Origin of the sequence: Duganella sp. CF517 (assembly GCF_900110275.1) — a bacterium.
Taxonomy (GTDB): Bacteria; Pseudomonadota; Gammaproteobacteria; order Burkholderiales; family Burkholderiaceae_D; genus Rugamonas.
Genome location: NZ_FODC01000001.1, coordinates 616939 through 636112 on the forward strand (window position 1 = coordinate 616939; position 19174 = coordinate 636112).

Below are 19174 nucleotides of genomic sequence, written 5' to 3' on the forward strand. Positions count from 1 at the left end.
GACGTGGTGACATCAGTACTTCAAGTTCATCGACAGGCCGACCGTGCGATCATAGCGGCGCGTGTCACGCGGGAAGATCTTCGAATCCGACCAGTAATCCTGGAACTTGAAGTTCAGCAGATTGGTGCCGGTCAGGTTGACGGTCACGTGCGGGTTGATCTTGTAGCTCAGCGAACCATCGAGCGACGACATCGCCTTGACGATCAAATCCTTCGGCACCAGGTTCGGATTGTTCCTGTCCGGCGTGTCGGCGTAGGTGTCGACGAACTTCGAACGCCAGTTGTACGCCAGGCGCGCCGACCAGCCCTCTTTCTCGTACAGCGCCACGACGTTGTACGACAGGCGCGACATGCCAGCGAACGGCTTGCCCTCGATATCCTTGTTCTCGGACGCGGTCACGCCGCCTTCGCTGTAGGTCACGTTGGCCTGCAAACCGAAGCCGCTCAACCAGCCGGGCAAACCGTCATAGAACTGCTGGTATGCCAGCTCGACGCCCTGCAGATGACCCTTGTCGGTGTTGAACGGGCGGGTCGTATTGTAAGGAATGCCCTGGAAGGTCTCCGATATCACACGGTTCATGATGTAGCCGTCGAAGTTATGACGGAACACCGTGCCGCTCAGGGAGCCGGTCGGCGCGAAGTACCACTCCAGCGAGGTATCGAAGTTCTGCGCGGTGAACGGCTTCAAATCCGAATTGCCGCCGCTCGCCGTCGCCACGTTGGTGGTGCCGTTCGGCTTGATGTACGCGGTGGCGGGATTAAGCTGGCCGAAGTCCGGACGCGTCATCGTCTTAGCGTAGGCGAAACGCGCCAGCAGATCCTTGCGCAGCGCCAGCTTGAAGTTCGCGCTCGGCAGCACTTCGGTGTTGGACGAGTCCTTGTTGGTCGGCGCCAGCACGCCATCGACGCTGTCGTTGGCCTGGATGTCCGAATCGGTTTTGGTCACACGCACGCCGAGCACACCATCGACCGGGAACTCGCCCAGGTCGAAACCGACCTTCGCTTTGCCGTAGAAGGCGTAGTTCTTCTCCTTGTTGGAGAAGAAGGACGCCGGATCGAGCGCCCTGGCGCCGGCGTTGCCGGTGGCGGCGGCGCGGATCACCGAGGTGTTGTTGATCAAAAAGCCGGCGCAAGGCGTCGACCACTTCGGCGTGCCGTAATTCTCGGAGAACTCCGTGGTGCTGCACGACAGGCCCGGAATGCTCGACATGGCGATGCCGGCCGGCGTCGGCACGCTGCCCTCGAACGACTTGATCGAGCTGGCGCTGCGCTCATTCAGGCGCAGGCCGCCGCTGAACTCCTTGAACAAGCCATCCGCTTCCGGCGTGTAGGTCACGTCGCCACGCCAGTCGGTCGACTTGCCGCGATCCCTGCCGTAACGGTCGAAGAACTGCGACAGGAAGATTTTGCTTGGATCGTTCAACGCCGGGCTCTGATACTGCACGAATGCGCCGCCGTTGACGTTGGTCTTGACGAACACATTGTCGACATTGAGGCTGGTGTCGAGGATCGGATTGACCCAATCGAATTTGCTGCGCGTGGTCGCCAGTTCGGTGGTCGCGCGCAGGCCCGGCGCCACGCGCCAGTTGGCGCCGATCGCGTACTGCGAAGCGGTGCTGGTGTTCTCGCGGCCCTGGGTCGACAGGATGGTGAACGCATTGGTCGACGTGATGGTATCGGTCTGGTTGGTGCCCGGAATTTTGGTGACCTTGATCTGATCGGCCGACGTCGCCCATGGCAGGCCGACGAAGAAGTCGGTCTCCTCCGTGTTTTTCAGCACCGAATGCAAACCCTCGGCATACACCTCCAGATCGGCGTTCGGCTTCCATTGCAGCGCGAAGTTCGCGGCCTGGCGCTTGCGCTGGCCGTGCACGTCCTGCAGGCCGACCAGATCGGGGCCGGTCAGGTTGGGCGCGGCGAAGCTTTTATCGATCGGGAAGGTCTGGAACGCGCGCTCCTCCTGGAAGCGGTCCTTGATCGACGACACGCCGAACAATGCGCCCACTTCGCCGATGCCGGTTTTCCAGCGGTTCGACACCATGCCGGACAACTCCGGATCGGTGGCCTTGGCCTTGTCCTTGTTCTTGGCGCCGACCTGCGCGCTGGCGGTGAATTCCTTGAAGTCGAAGGGACGGTTGGTGCGCACGTCGATCACGCCGGCGATGCCGCCCTCCACCTGGTCGGCGCTCTGCGACTTGTAGACGTCGGCGCGCTGCAGCATGGTCGAAGGGATGTCGGCCAGCTTGATATAGCGGCCGGTGGTGGTGAACATCTCGCGGCCGTTGATCAGCGTGGCGATGCCGGGCAAGCCGCGAATCAGCACCGTATTGGCTTCGCCGGCGTCGCGTCGCACCTGGATGCCGCTGACGCGGGCCAGTGTCTGGGCCACGTTCGTGTCCGGGAATTTGCCGATATCGTCGGCGACGATCGAATCGATGACGTTGTCCGAATCCTGCTTGATCTTCTGCGCGCTCTGCGCGGCGCGGCGCACGCCGGTCACGGTGACGACGGCCGCGGGAGCGGGCGTGGTCTCGGCGGCGGCAGGTGTTTCAGCGGCGGCAGGCGCGGCGACGGCTGGAGCTGGAGCTGGAGCGGCCGGAGTATCTTGGGCCAGGGCCGGGAAGGCGCTCAGAAGGCCGGCGGCGGCCAGTACTGCGACGCTCGATTTGAGGACGAGGCGATGCTTCGCCTGGGACTCGCGAGTCCCGGAGGTGAGGTAGTTCATAGGTCTCCAGTGTTGTCTGTTATCTGTTTTTATGGGAGAGCTGCCACGCTGGGTGCAACTTTCGGATTTCATCTTAGAGGCAGAGCAAAAAACAAACCAATCAATTTTTTCGGGTTTTCGATACCAAAAAAAGTATCACTGGCAAAAACCGCCCCGGGGTCAAGTCTGTCATTCGGACACAAGCTGATCGGTACAGTGGTTTACCGCACCTAACGTGAGGGATGAAGTTCCCGCGCACGCCGTACGGCGCCACGCGAATGCTAGACTTTTCTTATCACTCGATACCAGAATCAACAATCCCCAACTACCAGGAGTCACAACATGAAACTCAGCAGCCTGCTGCCTTCCGTACTGATCGGCGCCGTTGCCAGCGCCCGTTCGATGACGCCGATGGCCACCATCTCGGCCGCCCGCCTGGCGCACCGTCACACCACCGGCAAACTGGTACTTTTGGACCGCCCCCTGTTCAAGTACGGCGCGTTGGCCATGGGAGCCGGTGAGCTATTGGGCGATAAAATGAAAACGGCGCCTGACCGCACCGTTTTTTTGGGACTGCTGGCACGCGTGGCGAGCGCCGGGATCGCGGGCGCGGCCCTGGCGCCAGAGGGCAAGGAGAAAACCGGCGCGGCGGTCGCGGTGGCAACCGCCGTGCCGCTCGCCTATCTGACGCTGTCGGGGCGCAAAAAGGCCATGGCCAGCATCGGCCAAACCCGCAGCGGCCTGATTGAAGACGCGCTGATCGTCGCCGCCGGCGTCGCCATCGTGGCGCTGGCGACGCGATCGAAAACCGAGTAGCCCGCGCCCATCAAAGGCCCCGGCCAATTTCCGTTCGCGCGAATCGCTTCAAGCCTTGCGGCGGCGGCGGCCGATAACGCCCATCATGCCCAGCCCCGCCAGCAGCATCGCGTACGTCTCCGGTTCGGGAACGGCGGTGACGGCGGTGGCGTTGATGTTATCGATCGAGAAGCCATTGAACTCGGACAGATCGCTGCCGCTGCTGCTGAAGCGGACCGACACCAGGTTGGTGAAGCTCGACGAGAAGGCATACGAGGTGAAATTGAGGCCGCCGGTACTGCCGGTCGATTTATCGATCTGGAAGGCTTGGTGCACAGTACCGCCGCCGGCCAGCACGCCGGTAACGTCGATCTGATTGGGGATGAAGATCGAGCCCTCACCGAAGTTGAAGGCGCCGGCGCCGTCAAAGCTGGACAGGCCGAACAAGCCGCCGCCGGCCTTCGTCATCGTCAGCGACGTCGACTCCGGGCCATATGGCGCCACGAAGTATTGGGTGCCGTTGTCAGGGCACTGTGCGCCGCAGTAGGAACCGGTGGGCGTGACGGCGGCGCCGTCCCCGACCAGGCTGAAATCAAAGCCACCCGAGGAAAAATCCTGGTCGGTATAGGCCGGGACGTCTTCAAAATCCACCGTGACGGCATGGGCCTGGATCGACAGGATGGCGCCGCAGGCGACCAGGACGTTGGCGGTCAGCATTTTCAAATTCATGAGTTCTCCAAAAATATTATTGTCATTTTGCATCGTAAATCGGCTGCGATATTAGCATGCGATTTTGCAAAGACATTCATATTTTTTGCGCTGGCCGCCGCCGGCCTTACTGGAAAGCGACTTCGGTGAAGCTGCGCAGTTTGCGGCTGTGCAGCCGATCCACACCCAGATCGCGCAGCATTTCCACGGCGCGGATGCCGATCCGCAGGTGCTGGTCGACGCGGTCTCGATAGAACTTGTTGGCCATGCCCGGCAGCTTGATTTCGCCGTGCATCGGCTTGTCGCTCACGCACAGCAACGTCCCGTACGGCACCCGGAAACGGAAGCCGTTGGCGGCGATGGTCGCGCTTTCCATGTCCAGCGCGATCGCCCTGCTCTGGCTGAAACGCCGCTCGGGCGTGCGCTGCGGCAGCAATTCCCAGTTGCGGTTGTCGGTGCTGGCCACGGTGCCGGTGCGCATGATGCGCTTGAGGTCGTGCCCGGTCAGCTGCGTCACCTCGGCCACCGCCGCTTCGATCGCCACCTGCACCTCGGCCAGCGGCGGGATCGGCACCCACAGCGGCAAATCCTCGTCGAGCACGTGATCCTCGCGCACATAGCCGTGCGCGAGTACGTAATCGCCCAGCTCCTGCGTGTTGCGCAGGCCGGCGCAGTGGCCCAGCATCAGCCACGCGTGCGGACGCAGCACGGCGATGTGGTCGGTGATGGTCTTGGCGTTGGCCGGGCCGACGCCGATATTGACCATCGAGATGCCGGCGCCGTCGGCGCGGATCAGGTGATAACCGGGCATCTGCGGCAGGCGCGGCAGCGCGGCGCCGAGCGCGTCGACCGCCTGCACCGCCTCGCCGACGCGGCGCGTGACGATATTGCCCGGCTCGACGAAGGCGATGTAGTCGTGCTCCGGCCCGGCCGCCGCCATCAACTCATGGCCGAGCTTGACGAATTCGTCGATATAGAACTGGTAATTGGTGAACAGCACGAACTTCTGAAAGTGCTCGCACGAGGTGCCGGTGTAGTGGCGCAGCCGCTGCAGCGAGTAGTCGACGCGCGGCGCCGTGAACAGCGACAGCGGATGCGCCTCGCCCGGCGGCGGCTCGTGGGTGCCATTGGCGATGCCGTCGTCCATCGCGGCAAGATTGGGCAAGTCGAAGACATCGCGCATCAACAGGCGCCGTTCGGCCGTCATGCTGCCTTCAATGTGCTCGTGCTCGGCGAACGAAAAATGGATCGGAATCGGCTGCGCGCTGGTGCCCACCTCCAGCCGCACCTGCTGGTGGTGGCCGTGGTTCTTCAGCAGCAGCCGGAACTGTTCCTGGTAGTAGCGGGCGAACAGGTCGGGCCGCGTCAAGGTCGTTTCGTAGGTTCCGGGGCCGGCGACAAAGCCGAACGCCAGCCGCGAATCGGCGCGCGCCACGGTGTCCGTATGGACGCGGACGAAGGGATAGCAAGCGCGGACGTGCTCGCCAAGGTCCTCGCCGGCGACGAAGCGTTTCATGGCATCGCGCAGGTGGGCGATGTTGGCGTCATAGATGGCCAGAACCTGTTCGTAAGCGGCAATCGGATCGTCAAATTGCATCGGGGCGATATGAGGACGGTTCGGTAACATGCGACTCCTTTTTGAAACGGCGTATGAATCAGGGGTTCTTATTTCCTATTGTAAAGGCTGTAAGCAGAACTTGCATTCTTCCCATCGAGGAAGATCCAGGCGTACCGTACAATGACACCACGCCCCTAATAAAGTTTGAGCATGAACGAGCCAGTAACGCCGCACCTTACGCTTCCGCAACCGCACGCCGACATTCTTTATGGCCACCAGCAGGGCGAACTGCTGCGCGAGGAGATTCTGGCCGACCTGCTGGAGGCGACCGCCCGCCGCACGCCGGACCAGATCGCGCTGATCTCCGGCGAACGCCAACTGACCTACCGCGAACTCGATGCGCAGGCCGATCTGGTAGCCGCGCGCTTGATCGAGGCGGGCGTGCGGCCGGGCCGGATCGTCGGATTGTGGCTGCCGCGCGGGATCGATCTGCTGGTGCTGCAGGCCGGCATCGCCAAGGCCGGGGCGGCGTGGCTGCCGGTCGACGAGGACACGCCGGTCGACCGTCTGCAAGTGTGCCTGGACGACGCCGACGGCGCCGGCGTGCTGACCTGCGCCGCCTTCGCGCCGCGCCTGGCCGGCATCGGCCGCCCGGTGTGGACGGCGGAGGCGCTGCTGGACGCCGCCAACCCGCCCGTGGCGCGGCGCGGCGAGGTCTCGCCCGACCAGCCGGCGTACGTGATCTACACCTCCGGCTCCACCGGCAAACCCAAAGGCATTTTGATCACCCAGCGCAGCATCTGCCACTTCCTGCGCAGCGAAAACGCGGTGCTGGGCGTGACGGCGGCCGACAAGGTGTATCAAGGCTTCTCGGTGGCTTTCGACATGTCGTTCGAGGAGATCTGGATCGCCTATCTGGCCGGCGCCACCCTGTGGCTCGGCCCCAAGGAGATCAGCGGCGATCCCGAAACGCTGCCGCGCATGCTCGACCAGCAGCAGGTGACGGTACTGCACGCGGTCCCCACGCTGCTCGCGCTGTTCAACCAGGACGTGCCGAGCCTGCGGTTGATCAATCTCGGTGGCGAGATGTGCCCGGAATCGCTGGTCGAACGCTGGTCGCGCGAGGGCCGCCAGATGTTCAACACCTACGGCCCGACCGAGGCGACGGTGTCGGCCAGCCTGGCGCGCCTGCGCCCCGGCCACCCGGTCACCATCGGCACGCCGCTGCCCAACTACGGCCTGCTGGTGCTCGACACAAATGCCGACGCCAATCCCGACGCCGCACCGGGGGCGCCTTTGCGCCTGCTGCCGCGCGGCGAGATCGGCGAATTGTGCATCACGGGCCCCGGCCTGGCCGCCGGCTACCTTGGCCGCCCCGACCTGACGGTGGAAAAATTCCTGCCCAATCCCTGGTCCAGCGGCCGGCATGACGAGCGCCTGTACCGCACCGGCGACCTGGCGCGCATCGGCACCGACGGCGAGGTGGTGTGCCTGGGCCGCGCCGACGATCAAGTCAAGATACGCGGCTTCCGCGTGGAGCTGGGCGAGATCGAGGCGCTGCTGGCGCAGGCCGACGGGGTCGGCACCGTGGCGGTCCTGCTGCGCAAGGACGACGGCATCGACCAGCTGGTCGCCTACCTGGTCGCCGAAGCCGGCGTGACGCTTGACCCGCGCGCGCTGCGCGCCGGCCTGGCCGACAAGCTGCCGCCCTATATGGTCCCGGGCCGCTACGAAATCCTGGACGCCATGCCGCGCCTGACCTCCGGCAAAATCGACCGCAAGACCTTGAAGGCCACGCCGCTCAGCACCGCGCCCGGCGGCGGCGCCGAGGATTCGGACCTGCCCGAAACGCCGGCCGAGGAAGCGCTGTTCGCCGCCCTGGGCAAACTGTTCCCCGGCCAGCCGATACTACGCCACGCCGACTTCTTCTCCGATCTTGGCGGCCACTCGTTTTTTGCCGCGCGTCTGGCGTCGGCCCTGCGCGCCGATCCGCGTTACGCCCACGTGACCGTGCGCGACATCTACCAGCAGCGCGAGGTCGGCAAGATCGCGCAGGTGCTCGGCGAGGCGCACAGCGCCGGCAAGGAGGAAGCCGAATGGACGCCGCCGTCCGCAGTGAAGCGCTGGACCTGCGGCCTGGCCCAGGCGGCCGTGATGCCGGCGCTGGTGGCGCTGCGCATGGCGCAGTGGCTGGCGCCCTTCTTCACCTACCACTTCTTCACCGGCGACCCGGGCGACTCCGTCAAGCGCGCCATCGCCGCCTCGGTCGGCGTGTTCCTGCTGGCGACGGTGATGGAATTCGCCATCGCCATCGGCGGCAAATGGCTGATCGCGGGCCGCATCAAGGCCGGCGACTATCCGCTGTGGGGCCTGACCTACTACCGCTGGTGGCTGGCCGACCGCCTGGTCGAAGCCGCGCCCGCGTATCTGTTAAGCGGATCCTCGCTCAACGCCTGGTGGCTGCGCGCGCTGGGCGCGAAGATCGGCCGCGATGTGACGATCGGCTCGATGAGCGTGCGCGCGCCCGATCTGCTGACCATCGCCGACAACGCCAGCATCGGCAACGCCGTCAATTTCGAGAACGCCCGCGTCGAACGGGGCGTGCTGCGCCTGGGCCAAATCACGCTGGAGCGCGACGCCTGCGTCAGCTCCTTCGCCATCCTCGAGGGGAACACCCATGTCGAAGCGCAGGGCCACTTGGACGGACAATCGGCGCTGGGCGACGGCGCCCGCGTGCCGGCGGGCCGCATCTGGGCCGGTTCGCCGGCGCGCGACGCCGGCGCCTTCGATCCCTTCCGCCTGCCGCCACGCCCGCCGCTCACGCGCGCGCGCAGCCTGGGCGAAGGCGTGTTCTTCGTCGCCGGCATCCTGCTGATCGTCACCCTGTTCTTCATGCCGGTGTTCCCCAGCTTCGTGCTGATCGACTGGTTCGACGAAGCCGGCGTGATGCCGGCGATCCAGGGCGAGGGCATGGGCATCCGCCTGCTGCGCTACTTCCTGCTGGCCTTCCCCGCCAGCGCGGTGCTGATCCTGCTCACCGCGCTGCTGTCGGCGGGCATCCGCTGGACCGTGTTGCCCAAGCTGAAACCGGGCCGCTTCGCGGTGCACAGCAACACCTACTGCGCCAAATGGCTGGTCAGCCAAATCCAGGAATCGAGCCTGCAAGTGCTGCACGGTATTTACGCCACCGTGTTCGCGCCGTACTGGTATCGCCTGCTGGGCGCCAAGGTCGGCAAGGACGCCGAGATCTCCACCGCGCTGGGCGTGGTGCCGGACATGCTGACCCTGGGCGACGAGACCTTCATCGCCGATGCCGTCATGCTGGGCGACGAGGAAATCGACGGCGGCTGGATGACGATGCAGCCGACGGTGATCTCCAACCGCAGCTTCGTCGGCAACGGCGCCTACATCCCGGACGGCACGGTGCTGCCCGAGCAAGTGCTGATCGGCGTCCATTCGCGCGCGCCGGACAACGCGCGCATGCACAGCGGCGACACCTGGCTCGGCTCCCCTCCGATCAACCTGCCCGCGCGCGAGCAGACCAGCGGCTATCCGGAATCGTTGACGTTCCATCCCTCGCCCATGCGCCGGCTCGGGCGCGGCCTGATCGAGGCGTTCCGCATCGTCGCGCCGCACGCGCTGGTGATCGCGGTCGGCTACACGCTGGTGCTGGAGGTGATGCCGGCCGCCGGCGCCGGCCGCTGGGCCGAGGTAGTTTGGGACCTGACCCTGGCGGGGCTGGTCTACGGCGTCGGCAATTACGTTTTCGTGGCGCTGCTCAAGTGGATACTGATCGGCCGCTACCGCAAGCATTCGGCGCCGATGTGGACGCCGTTCGTCTGGCTGTCCGAGGGCGTCACCAACCTCTACGAAGGCATCGCCGTGCCCAACTTCATGCGCTATCTGCGCGGTACGCCATGGCTGCCGCTGGCCTTCAACCTGATGGGCGCCAAAATCGGTAAAGGCGTTTATCTGGACACCACCGACATCACCGAGTTCGATTGCGTGCGCATCGGCGACTACAGCGAGCTCAACGCCCTCACCTGCCCGCAGACCCATTTATTCGAGGACCGGGTGATGAAAATCGACACCGTAACGATCGGCGCACGCGTCTATCTGGGACCACGCAGCGCGGTGCTGTACAGCGCCGTGGTCGGCGACAACGCCCGCCTCGGCGCCTTGACCTTGGTCATGAAAGGCGAACATATTCCGGCCAGCGGCAAGTGGTCCGGCTGCCCGGCGGCGCCGGCCCCTTAGTAGCAAGATAATAGTAACCACAGCGCGATGGGCGCTGCGCCGGGGCCGCGCGCCCTGAAGTACGCCGCCCCGCCGGTAAATGTGTTAAATAGCAACGTCGCGATTTCACGACAGCAATAAATTTCATGATTTCAATTAACAAGTCGGCATGCAATAATGGTATTGTGCTTTTCCTACTTGTTTGAAATTACGGAGTTTTTCATGTCACCAAAACGCTTTTTTGCAGTTCCAATGCTCATCATCGGCTTGTTGGCAGGCTCCGCGCATGCGGCCGTGGTGTTCGACAGCTTCGGCCCCTATGATTTCCTGAAGTACAACGTCGACAACGGCACCGACGAAGCCGGCGTGCATTACGAGCAAAGCCACGCCGTCCGCTTCACCTTGACCGCCGAGACGCAAATCACGTCGATCAAGACCGCCATCGATAACGAAAGCGGTTTGGGCAAGCTGACCTTGGGCATCATGGCATCGGTCAAGCAGGATGCCACCGGCCTCCCCATGCCCGGCGACTTCGAACAGCTGCCATCGGGCAAGCTGATCTACTCGAGCGACCTGACCGGCGTGCTGTCCAACGCCACCCTGTCCAACCTGAACTGGACGCTGGGCGCCGGCACGTATTGGCTGACCGGCACCTCCGCTTTCGGCACGTCGGCAACCTGGACGACCGGCAACACCGCCAACTACGCGCTGTCGACCGCCGCTGGCGTCTGGAGCGGCGGCCTCGAAAACGCTTTGAGCCCCGCCGCCCTGATCGAAGGCACGCAATTGGCCGTGAGCGCCGTCCCCGAGCCTGAAACCTACGCCATGATGCTGGCCGGCGTGGCACTGGTGGCGGGAATGGCCCGCCGCCGCCAACGCGCCGTCTGAACATGGCTTGCGCGGGAAGAGTCGTCAAGCTCATCGCACTGGGCGTGCTGGCCGCGCTGGCCGGCCCGGCCCTGGCCGCCGACTGCGGCGCCGACAAGCTCGGCACCAGCCGCACCATCAAGCTGCCACGCGACGGCGCGCTGTACGGCACGCAACAGCATGCCGCGCTGCCGCTGGAAAAAGGCGAGGTCGTGCTGACGTTCGACGACGGCCCGGAACCGTCGGGCACGCCCGCCGTGCTGGCGGCGCTGGCCGATCAATGCGTCAAAGCGACGTTCTTCATGATCGGCGAGAAACTGGCCGCTTCGCCGGAGCTGGCGCGGCGCGGCGTCGCCGAAGGGCACTCGGCCGGCCTGCACAGCAACACCCATCCGCACCTGTCCGAGCTGGGCGCGCAGCAGCAACTCGACGACCTGCGCAAGAACCAGGCCGCCTATCAGGCCGCGCTGGGCGTGGCCGCGCCGGCTTACCGCTTCCCGTATCTGGAAGAAACACCGACGATGCTGGCGGCGCTGAAGGCCGCCAGGGTCGGCGTCATGTCGATCGACCTGGGCATCAACGACTGGTTGCCGAACGACACGACCGAAGTGCTGATGGTGCGCCTGGCGGAAAACCTGACCAAAACCGGACGCGGCATCGTTCTCATGCACGACGCCAACGGTCCGACGGTCAAGGCCCTGCCTTCGCTGCTGCGGCTATTGAAGGACAAGGGCTACAAGGTGGTCCACCTCGAGTGGGAAAAATAGGCCGAACGGCCCGATCCACCTAGGCCCCGGCAGGCGCGTTACGCTTGCGCCGGCGCATCCAGGAAGAAGATGGCGTGGGCCTTGGCCGGCGCCTTTTCGGTCGGCTTGTCGATCTGCACCTGGGCGCAATCCTCGACCACCAGGCTGCGCCAGTTGCCGACGCCGGCGTTGGCGAACGCCGTGTGCGCTTTCGAGCCGAGGCTGATGTCCAGCGCCAGCCGCGCGTTGCGCTCGCCCGTCTTGGCATAGTTGACGCCGCGCAGCTCGAAGCCGTAGGCCGTCAGCCACGGCTCCCACAGGCCGCTCTCGACACCTTCGACGATGCGGTCGAGCATCGTCCACAGCGGCAAGCCCTTTTTGACCACCCCGCGCAGCACCGCCAGCGACGGCGCCTTGCGGGCGTCGGTGCTGCGCTTGCCGGCGCCGCTCTCGCCGATCGCCTTCAATTCCTTCGAGAACGCCGCATCGCGCTCGGTGTAGTCGCGCATGCGCGAATACAACTCGGCGTTGAGGAAGGGATTGGGCGCGCGGCCGACCGGCGCCTCGGCGGGATTTTTGGCTGGCGGCTGTTTTTTGTTCGTCATGGGTGGCCCACTAGTGTTAAGGGCCGTAGTTTAGCCCACCTTGAAGGCATCGATGACAATCTTCGCCGCCTGGCCGAGGATTTCGGCCCGCGCCTTATCGTCCTTGCCCGGCTGCGTGAGGTAAACCGCCAGCACGATCGGCGGTTTATTGCCCGGCGGCCACAGAATGGCGATGTCGTTGATGGTGCCGTAGTCGCCGGCGCCGGTCTTGTCGCCGACCGTCCAGTTCGACGGCACGCCGGCGCGGATGCGGGTGGCGCCGGTGGTGTTGCCGATCAGCCAATCCGTCAATATCTTGCGCTTGGCCGGCGGCAGCGCCTCGCCCACGGTCAGCTTGTGCAGCGACGCCATCATCGCCGCCGGCGTGGTGGTGTCGCGCGGGTCGCCGGGGATGGCGCTGTTGAGCGCGGTCTCCCAGCGGTCCAGGCGGAACTGGCGGTCGCCGATCGAGCGGGCGTAGGCGGTCACCTCCTCCGGCCCGCCGAGATGGCGGATCAGTAAATTGGCCGCCGTGTTGTCGCTGTACTGGATGGTGGCCGCGCACAGCGCTTCGATGGTCATGCCGCCGTCCAGATGCCGTTCGGTGATCGGCGAATGCGCCACCAGCTCGGCCTTGTCGTAACGGATGGTCTGTTGCAGCACCGACGGCTCCCTGGCCAATACCGCCGCCGACAGCATCATCTTGAACGTGCTGCAGAACGGAAAACGCTCGTCGGCGCGGTGCAGCAGCTGGCGGCCGTCGGCCGTGTCGAGCGCCGCCACGCCCAGGCGTCCGCCGGATTGGGCCTCCAGCCGCACCAGCCGCAGATCGGGCGGCATGACCGCGCCCGGGGCGGCATGGGCGCGGGCGAGTGGCGTCGCGGCAAGCGCCAGCAACAGGGTACGACGGATGGCGGAATGGGTCATGTCGGCTGAACCGGTTGGCGAGAATTGGCAATGTTATCCAATATAATACCGATTTACCCAACCGGCCAGCCCCTCGCGCCATCCCAATTGCGCGCGCCGCATTCGCGCACGCGGGTAGACTGGGTCGATGGTTCCTCAAGTTCTCATCGTTGGCGCCGGACCCACCGGCCTGGTACTCGCCCTGCGGCTGGCGCGGCACGGGGTCGCCGTGCGCATCATCGACAAAAACAGCGGCCCCGGACTCGCTTCGCGGGCGATGGTCGTGCATGCGCGCACGCTCGAATTTTATCGCCAGTTGGGTTTCGCCGACGCCGTCGTCGATCTGGGCATCCGCATCGAGGCCATCCACCTGCGCGAGGACGGCCACGACAGCGCGCGGTTGCCGCTCAACGATGTCGGCGCCGGCATCAGCCCCTACCCGTTCGTGCTGGCGTTTCCGCAGGACGACCATGAACGGTTCCTGGTCAGGCAATTGCGCGCACTGGGCGTGGAGGTCGACTGGAACACCGAGCTCGAATCGTTCGCGCAGGACGATTGGGGCGTGCGCGCGGTGCTCCAGCGCGGCGGCGAGCGCATCGCCTGCAACACCGCCTTCCTGTGCGGCTGCGACGGCGCGCGCAGCCGCGTGCGCGATTCGCTGCAGGTCGGCTTCGGCGGCGGCACCTACGACCACCTATATTATGTCGCCGACGTCAAGACCGACGGCCCGCCCAATGTCGACCTGGTCGGCCACCTGGGCGCCAACACCTTCGCGCTGATGTTGCCGGTGCGCTCGCGCGGCATGCAGCGGCTGATCGGCATCATGCCGGAGCCGCAAGCCGGTCAACCCGAGCCCGATTTCGAGGACGTGCGCCCGGTGCTGGAGCCGTTGCTCGGCATAAAAGTCGAGCAGCTCAACTGGTTCTCCACCTACCGCGTGCACCACCGGGTGGCGTCGCAATTCCGCGTCGGCCGCTGCTTCCTGGCCGGCGACGCGGCGCACATCCACAGTCCCGCCGGCGGCCAGGGCATGAACACCGGCATCGGCGACGCCATCAACCTGGGGTGGAAGCTGGCGCAAGTGTTGCGGGCCGGCGCCCACGGCGCGCTGCTCGACACCTACCAGGCCGAACGGCTCACGTTCGCCCGCAAGCTGGTCACCACCACCGACCGCGCCTTCCAGCTGGTGGTGTCGCAGGGCGCCGGTGGCCAGTTGTTGCGCAACTGGCTGGTGCCGCATGTGTTCCCGGTGCTGACCGGCTTCAGCGCCGCGCGCCGCACGCTGTTCAAGACGGTGTCGCAGGTGCAGATCCACTATCCCGACAGCCTGCTCAGCGGCGGACGCGCGGGCGAGATCATCGGCGGCGACCGCCTGCCGTGGGTGCCGCGGGCCGATGGCGGCGACAATTTCGCCCCGCTGAGCAGCCTGGGCTGGCAATTGCACGTTTATGGCAACACCGATCCGCTGCTGGCGGCGGCGGCGCGGGTGCTGCAACTGCCGCTGCACGCCTGGCCGTGGACGGAGGCCGCCGGCGAGGCCGGCCTGCTCGAGGACGCGGCCTACCTGATCCGCCCGGACATGCACGTGGCGCTGGCGCTGCCGCGCCAGGAACTGGACGCCCTGCGCGAGCTGATCGCCCGCTTCCAGCTGCGCTTCACCGACGAGCCGGACGCAACCGGGCAGCCGCCCGCGCGCGCGCATTCGACGCCCGATTCATCGCCGCAAACGCCGGCGCCATCGTCGTCCCCGTATTAAATCGGCCTTAACCGGCACACAATACTCATTGACAATTTTCCGGCTGGCGCGCTATGGTCACCGTCGCGCCGGCTGCCGGGCGACGGGTGGTGTTGAAACCTCCCGCCCGCCCAACCGGCCCGCATTACCAACGAACAATAAAAGGATGTCATGAGCAACAAGTCCCAGAACTTCACCCGCCGCGACCTGCTGCTGTCCGCCCTTTCCGCCACCGCCGTCGGCGCGCTGCCCCTGCTGCCCGGTTTGGCGCGGGCGCAGGCGCCGGCCGCGGCATCGGCCGCCACCACCGCGGCGTCTCCCGGCGACGCCCGCTTCAGCCAGCTGACCGACAGCTTTGCCGAGGAGATCCTGCGCCTGTCGCCGACCAGCGCCACCTCGCTGGGCCTGGACAAGGGCGAGCGCGCCGGCCTGAAATCGCAGCTGGAAAACCTCAGCCGCTCGGGCGACGCCGCCTGGGCCGGCCAGGTCAAATCGATGCTCAAGCGCCTGTCGGCGATCGACCGCGCCAGGCTGGGCGCCGACGCGCAAATCCGCTACGACACCATCCGCTACGCCGCCAACGAAGGCCTGGAGGGCTTGCGCTTCTCCTTCGGCGGCGCCGCCTCCGGCTTCAACGGCGGCACCGCGCCGTTCCCCGTCACGCAGCAGGACGGCGCGGTCACGCGCATCCCGGAATTCCTGCACTCGCAGCACCAGATCGCCGACGCCGCCGACGCCGAGGCCTATCTGGAGCGCGTCACCGGCATGGCGCGCATGCTGGACCAGGAAAGCACCCGCATCGCCGACCAGGCCGGCCGTGGCATCCTGCCGCCGAACTTCATCGCCCGCGCGGCGCTGGGCCAGTTGCAGGACTACCGCAAGACCGCGGTCGCGCAGCAAAAACTGGTCACCTCGCTGACCGAGCGCACCCAAAAGCTGGGCATCGCCGGCGACTGGAACGCGCGCGTCACGGCGCTGGTCGAAAGCCAGGTCTATCCGGCGCTGGAACGCCAGATCGCCACCTTCACCCGCGCCACGGCCAAGGCCACCGACGTCGCCGGCGTGCACCGCCTGCCGGACGGCGCGGCGTACTACGAGTGGGCGCTGCACCTGGGCACCTCCACCAACCTCAATCCGCGCGAGGTGCACGCGGTCGGCCTGGAACAGAACAAGATGCTGCAGTCGCGCATCGACGCCATCCTCAAGGCGCAGGGCATCAACCAGGGCACCGTGGGCGCGCGCCTGCTGGCGCTGTCGAAGGACCCGAAACGCTTCTACGCCGACAACGACAAGGGCCGCGAGGAACTGATCGCCTACTGCAACGACCGCGTCGAGGCGGTGCGCGCGCTGATGCCGAAGATCTCGAACATGAACCTGAAGGCGCCGCTCGAAGTGCGCCGGGTGCCGCTCGATATCGAATCGGGCGCGCCGCTCGGCTACATGAACTTCGCCTCGCTGGACGGCTCGCGTCCGGCGATCTATTACATCAACCTGAAGTCGACCACCTTGTGGCCGAAATCCGAAATCGCCACGCTGACCGCGCACGAAGGCTTGCCGGGCCACGCCTGGCAAGGCGCCTACCTGGCCGAGCACCAGAGCGAGCTGCCGCTGATCGCCTCGCTGATGGGCTTTAACGCCTTCGTCGAAGGCTGGGCGCTGTATGCCGAACAGCTGGTCGACGAATTCGGCCTGTACGTCAACGATCCGTTCAGCCAGATCGGCTACCTGCAGGCGCAGCAGTTCCGCGCCTGCCGCCTGGTGGTCGACACCGGCATGCACGCGATGAAGTGGACGCGCGAACAGGCGATCCGCTTCCTGGTCGAGAGCACCGGCCGCGGCGAACAGGCGATGACCAGCGAAATCGACCGCTACACGGTGTCGCCGGGCCAGGCCTGCGGCTACAAGGTGGGCCACAACGAGATCCTGCGCCAGCGCGAACGCGCCAGGGCCGCGCTGGGACCGAAGTTCGACCTGCCCGGCTTCAACGACGCGCTGGTGCAAAGCTGCGGCGTGCCGCTGACGGTGCTGCCGACGGTGATCGACCGCTACATCGCGGGCCTGAAAAAGGCCTGATCGGCGCCATGAAGACCATCGCAGTCATCGGCGGCGGCATCACCGGGGTCACCACCGCGTACGCGCTGGCCAGGCGCGGCCTGCGCGTGACCCTGCTCGAGCGCCACCGCTATCCGGCGATGGAGACCTCGTTCGCCAACGGCGGCCAGTTGTCGGCCTCCAACGCCGAGGTGTGGAACCATAGCGCCACCGTCGCCAAAGGGTTGAAGTGGATGCTGCGCAAGGACGCGCCGCTGCTGCTCAACCCCAAACCGAGCTGGCACAAGCTGTCCTGGCTGGCGGAGTTCATCGCCGCCATGCCGGACTACCGCGAAAACACCATCGCCATCGCCAAGCTGGCGGTGGCGGCGCGCGAACATCTATTCAGCTGGGCCGAAGAGGAACGCATCGAATTCGACCTCAAACGCGCCGGCATCCTGCACATCTACCGCGACCGCGCCGACTTCGAACACGGCGAGGACGTCTCGCTGCTGCTGGCGCAGGGCGGCGTGCGCCGGCGCACCGTCACGCTTGACGAGATGCGCGCGATCGAACCCACGCTGGCCGGCGACTACTACGCCGGCCACTACACCGACAGCGACAGCTCCGGCGATATCCACAAATTCACCACCGGTCTGGCGCTGGCGGCGCAGCGGCTCGGCGTGCGCATGTGCTTCGGCCAGCAGGTGGTCGGCCTGAGCGCGGACGCGCGCGGCGCCTGCGTCACGGTGCTGCGCGACGGCGTGCCCGACATCGGCGTCTACGACGGCGTGGTGGTCTGCGCCGGCACCGCCAGCCGCGAACTGGCCGCCATGCTGGGCGACCGGGTCAACGTCTACCCGGTCAAGGGTTATTCGATCACCGTCCACCTGGACGACGACGCCAGCCGCGCCGCCGCGCCCACGGTCAGCCTGGAGGACGACGCCGCCAAGCTGGTCGCCAGCCGGCTGGGCGGGGACCGCTTCCGCGTCGCCGGCACCGCCGAGTTCAACGGCTTTAACCGCGACATCCGCGCCGACCGCATCGCCCCGCTGGTCGACTGGGTGCGGCAGCGCTTCCCCGGCGTTTCCACCCGCAATATCACGCCGTGGGCCGGGTTGCGGCCGATGATGCCCAACCTGATGCCGCGCGTCGGCCCGGGCAGGCTGCCTTGCGTTTTCTACAATACCGGCCACGGCCACCTGGGCTGGACCTTGTCGGCCGCCACCGCCGACCTGATCGCCACCACCGTCGAAGCCAATCTGCGCTCTGTGGCGCAGCGCACCGCCGTTCCCTTGAAAATGGCCTAAACTGCCATCATTATGAAAGTAGTTCCGTAGTTTCCACTGGAGATCGACCATGAAGGCAAAATCCTTAGCAAGCATCACTCTGCTGGCCGGCGCGATGGCGCTGGCGGCGCCGGTGTTCGCGGCGGCTCCCACCGTGCACGATGTCTACGTCGCCGCCGAAGCCGGAAAATTCACCGAAGCGCAGGCGCTGATGGACCAGGTGCTCAAGGAGCATCCGAACAGCGCCAAGGCCCACTTCGTCGAGGCCGAGCTGCTGGCCAAGCAAGGCAAGTACGCGGCCGCGCAAAAGTCGCTGGACACGGCCGAACGCCTGTCGCCGGGCTTGCCGAAGGTCGACGCCACGGCCGTCGGCAAGCTGCGCGCGGTGATCGCCGCCGGCGACGCCAAGCCGAAGGAAAATTTCACGCAGCACAAACCAGCGGCCGAGAAGGCCGGCTATAACAGCGGCGGCTATGCCAACGGCGCCAGCACCGGCTCGGGCGGCGGCGGCATCCCGTGGGGCACGGTGCTGCTGATGGGCGGCCTGCTGGTCGGCTTCATCTTTATCGCTTCGCGCTTCATGTCGCGCCGCGCGCAGCAGGGTGGCGCGGGCGCGGCCGGTTTCAATCACGGCAACCCGGGCTTCAATCCGGGCGGCGCGCCACCGGGCTATCCTCCTGGCGGCGGTTATCCGCAGCAGGGTTATGGTCCCGGCTACGGCCAGCAACCGCAGGGTAGCGGCATGGGTGGCCGCATCATGGGCGGCCTGGCGACCGGCGCGGCGCTGGGCGCGGGCCTGGTGGCCGGCGAGGCGATCGCCCGCCAGTTCACCGGCGGCCATGAAAATGGCGGCAACGCCGCCAACGACCAGGGACGCAACGACATCGTCTACGACGACCCGGCGCAGAGCAACGACATGGGCGGCAACGACTTTGGCGTCAGCGGCGGCTGGGATGATTCCGCCGGCGGCGGCGATGCCGGCGGCGGCAGCGACGAATGGAATTAAGTAACATCAT

Annotated in this window: 13 protein-coding genes; 8 read left to right on the forward strand and 5 right to left on the reverse strand. The window is 66.1% G+C overall.

Annotated elements, in window-relative coordinates:
* Positions 1–12: 12 nt before the first annotated feature.
* Positions 13–2724, reverse strand: a complete 2712-nt coding sequence (locus tag BMX85_RS02595; protein WP_090314115.1) for a TonB-dependent receptor — start codon at positions 2722–2724, stop codon at positions 13–15.
* A gap of 321 nt (positions 2725–3045) precedes the next feature.
* Between BMX85_RS02595 and BMX85_RS02600 the strand changes: the two genes are divergently transcribed.
* Complete coding sequence (locus BMX85_RS02600; RefSeq protein WP_090314116.1) at positions 3046–3519, forward strand: hypothetical protein; 474 nt, start codon at positions 3046–3048, stop codon at positions 3517–3519.
* 48 nt (positions 3520–3567) lie between these two features.
* Here BMX85_RS02600 and BMX85_RS02605 read toward each other — a convergent pair whose 3' ends face one another.
* Entirely contained in the window at positions 3568–4227 is a 660-nt protein-coding gene (locus tag BMX85_RS02605; protein ID WP_229210257.1) for an NF038120 family PEP-CTERM protein, read from the reverse strand.
* Between the two features lie 106 nt (positions 4228–4333).
* Positions 4334–5833: an AMP nucleosidase gene (locus tag BMX85_RS02610; protein WP_090314118.1), complete on the reverse strand. Its 1500-nt coding sequence runs from the start codon at positions 5831–5833 to the stop codon at positions 4334–4336.
* Between the two features lie 141 nt (positions 5834–5974).
* On the opposite strand from BMX85_RS02610, the gene BMX85_RS02615 reads away from it, so the two are divergent.
* The 3 genes from BMX85_RS02615 to BMX85_RS02625 all read left to right on the forward strand — a co-directional run bounded on the left by BMX85_RS02615 (position 5975) and on the right by BMX85_RS02625 (position 11634).
* Positions 5975–10021 (forward strand): Pls/PosA family non-ribosomal peptide synthetase, encoded by a 4047-nt coding sequence (locus BMX85_RS02615; RefSeq protein WP_090314119.1) that lies wholly within the window; start codon positions 5975–5977, stop codon positions 10019–10021.
* A 231-nt stretch (positions 10022–10252) separates the two neighbouring features.
* On the forward strand, positions 10253–10888 hold the full coding sequence (locus tag BMX85_RS30885; protein WP_229210258.1) for a PEP-CTERM sorting domain-containing protein: 636 nt from the start codon (positions 10253–10255) through the stop codon (positions 10886–10888).
* Positions 10889–10890: 2 nt separating this feature from the next.
* The gene (locus BMX85_RS02625; RefSeq protein WP_090314120.1) at positions 10891–11634 is read left to right on the forward strand and encodes a polysaccharide deacetylase family protein; all 744 of its coding nucleotides are present in this window, start codon (positions 10891–10893) and stop codon (positions 11632–11634) included.
* A 38-nt stretch (positions 11635–11672) separates the two neighbouring features.
* Here BMX85_RS02625 and BMX85_RS02630 read toward each other — a convergent pair whose 3' ends face one another.
* Positions 11673–12218 carry a hypothetical protein gene (locus BMX85_RS02630; RefSeq protein WP_090314121.1) on the reverse strand — a complete coding sequence of 182 codons (546 nt, stop codon included), beginning with the start codon at positions 12216–12218 and terminating at the stop codon, positions 11673–11675.
* 30 nt (positions 12219–12248) lie between these two features.
* Complete coding sequence (bla, locus tag BMX85_RS02635; RefSeq protein ID WP_090314122.1) at positions 12249–13124, reverse strand: class A beta-lactamase; 876 nt, start codon at positions 13122–13124, stop codon at positions 12249–12251.
* 127 nt (positions 13125–13251) lie between these two features.
* Here bla and BMX85_RS02640 point away from each other — a divergent pair, with 127 nt between their 5' ends.
* The 4 genes from BMX85_RS02640 (at position 13252) to BMX85_RS02655 (ending at position 19164) form a co-directional block, all read left to right on the forward strand.
* Positions 13252–14859: an FAD-dependent monooxygenase gene (locus tag BMX85_RS02640; protein WP_090314123.1), complete on the forward strand. Its 1608-nt coding sequence runs from the start codon at positions 13252–13254 to the stop codon at positions 14857–14859.
* 150 nt (positions 14860–15009) lie between these two features.
* Positions 15010–16911, forward strand: coding sequence for a DUF885 domain-containing protein (locus BMX85_RS02645; protein WP_090314124.1), 1902 nt, complete (start codon positions 15010–15012; stop codon positions 16909–16911).
* 8 nt (positions 16912–16919) lie between these two features.
* Positions 16920–18179, forward strand: coding sequence for a D-amino acid dehydrogenase (locus BMX85_RS02650; protein WP_090314125.1), 1260 nt, complete (start codon positions 16920–16922; stop codon positions 18177–18179).
* A 49-nt stretch (positions 18180–18228) separates the two neighbouring features.
* A complete protein-coding gene (locus tag BMX85_RS02655; protein ID WP_090314126.1) occupies positions 18229–19164 on the forward strand; it encodes a tetratricopeptide repeat protein in 936 nt (311 codons plus the stop codon).
* The last annotated feature ends 10 nt before the right edge of the window (positions 19165–19174 follow it).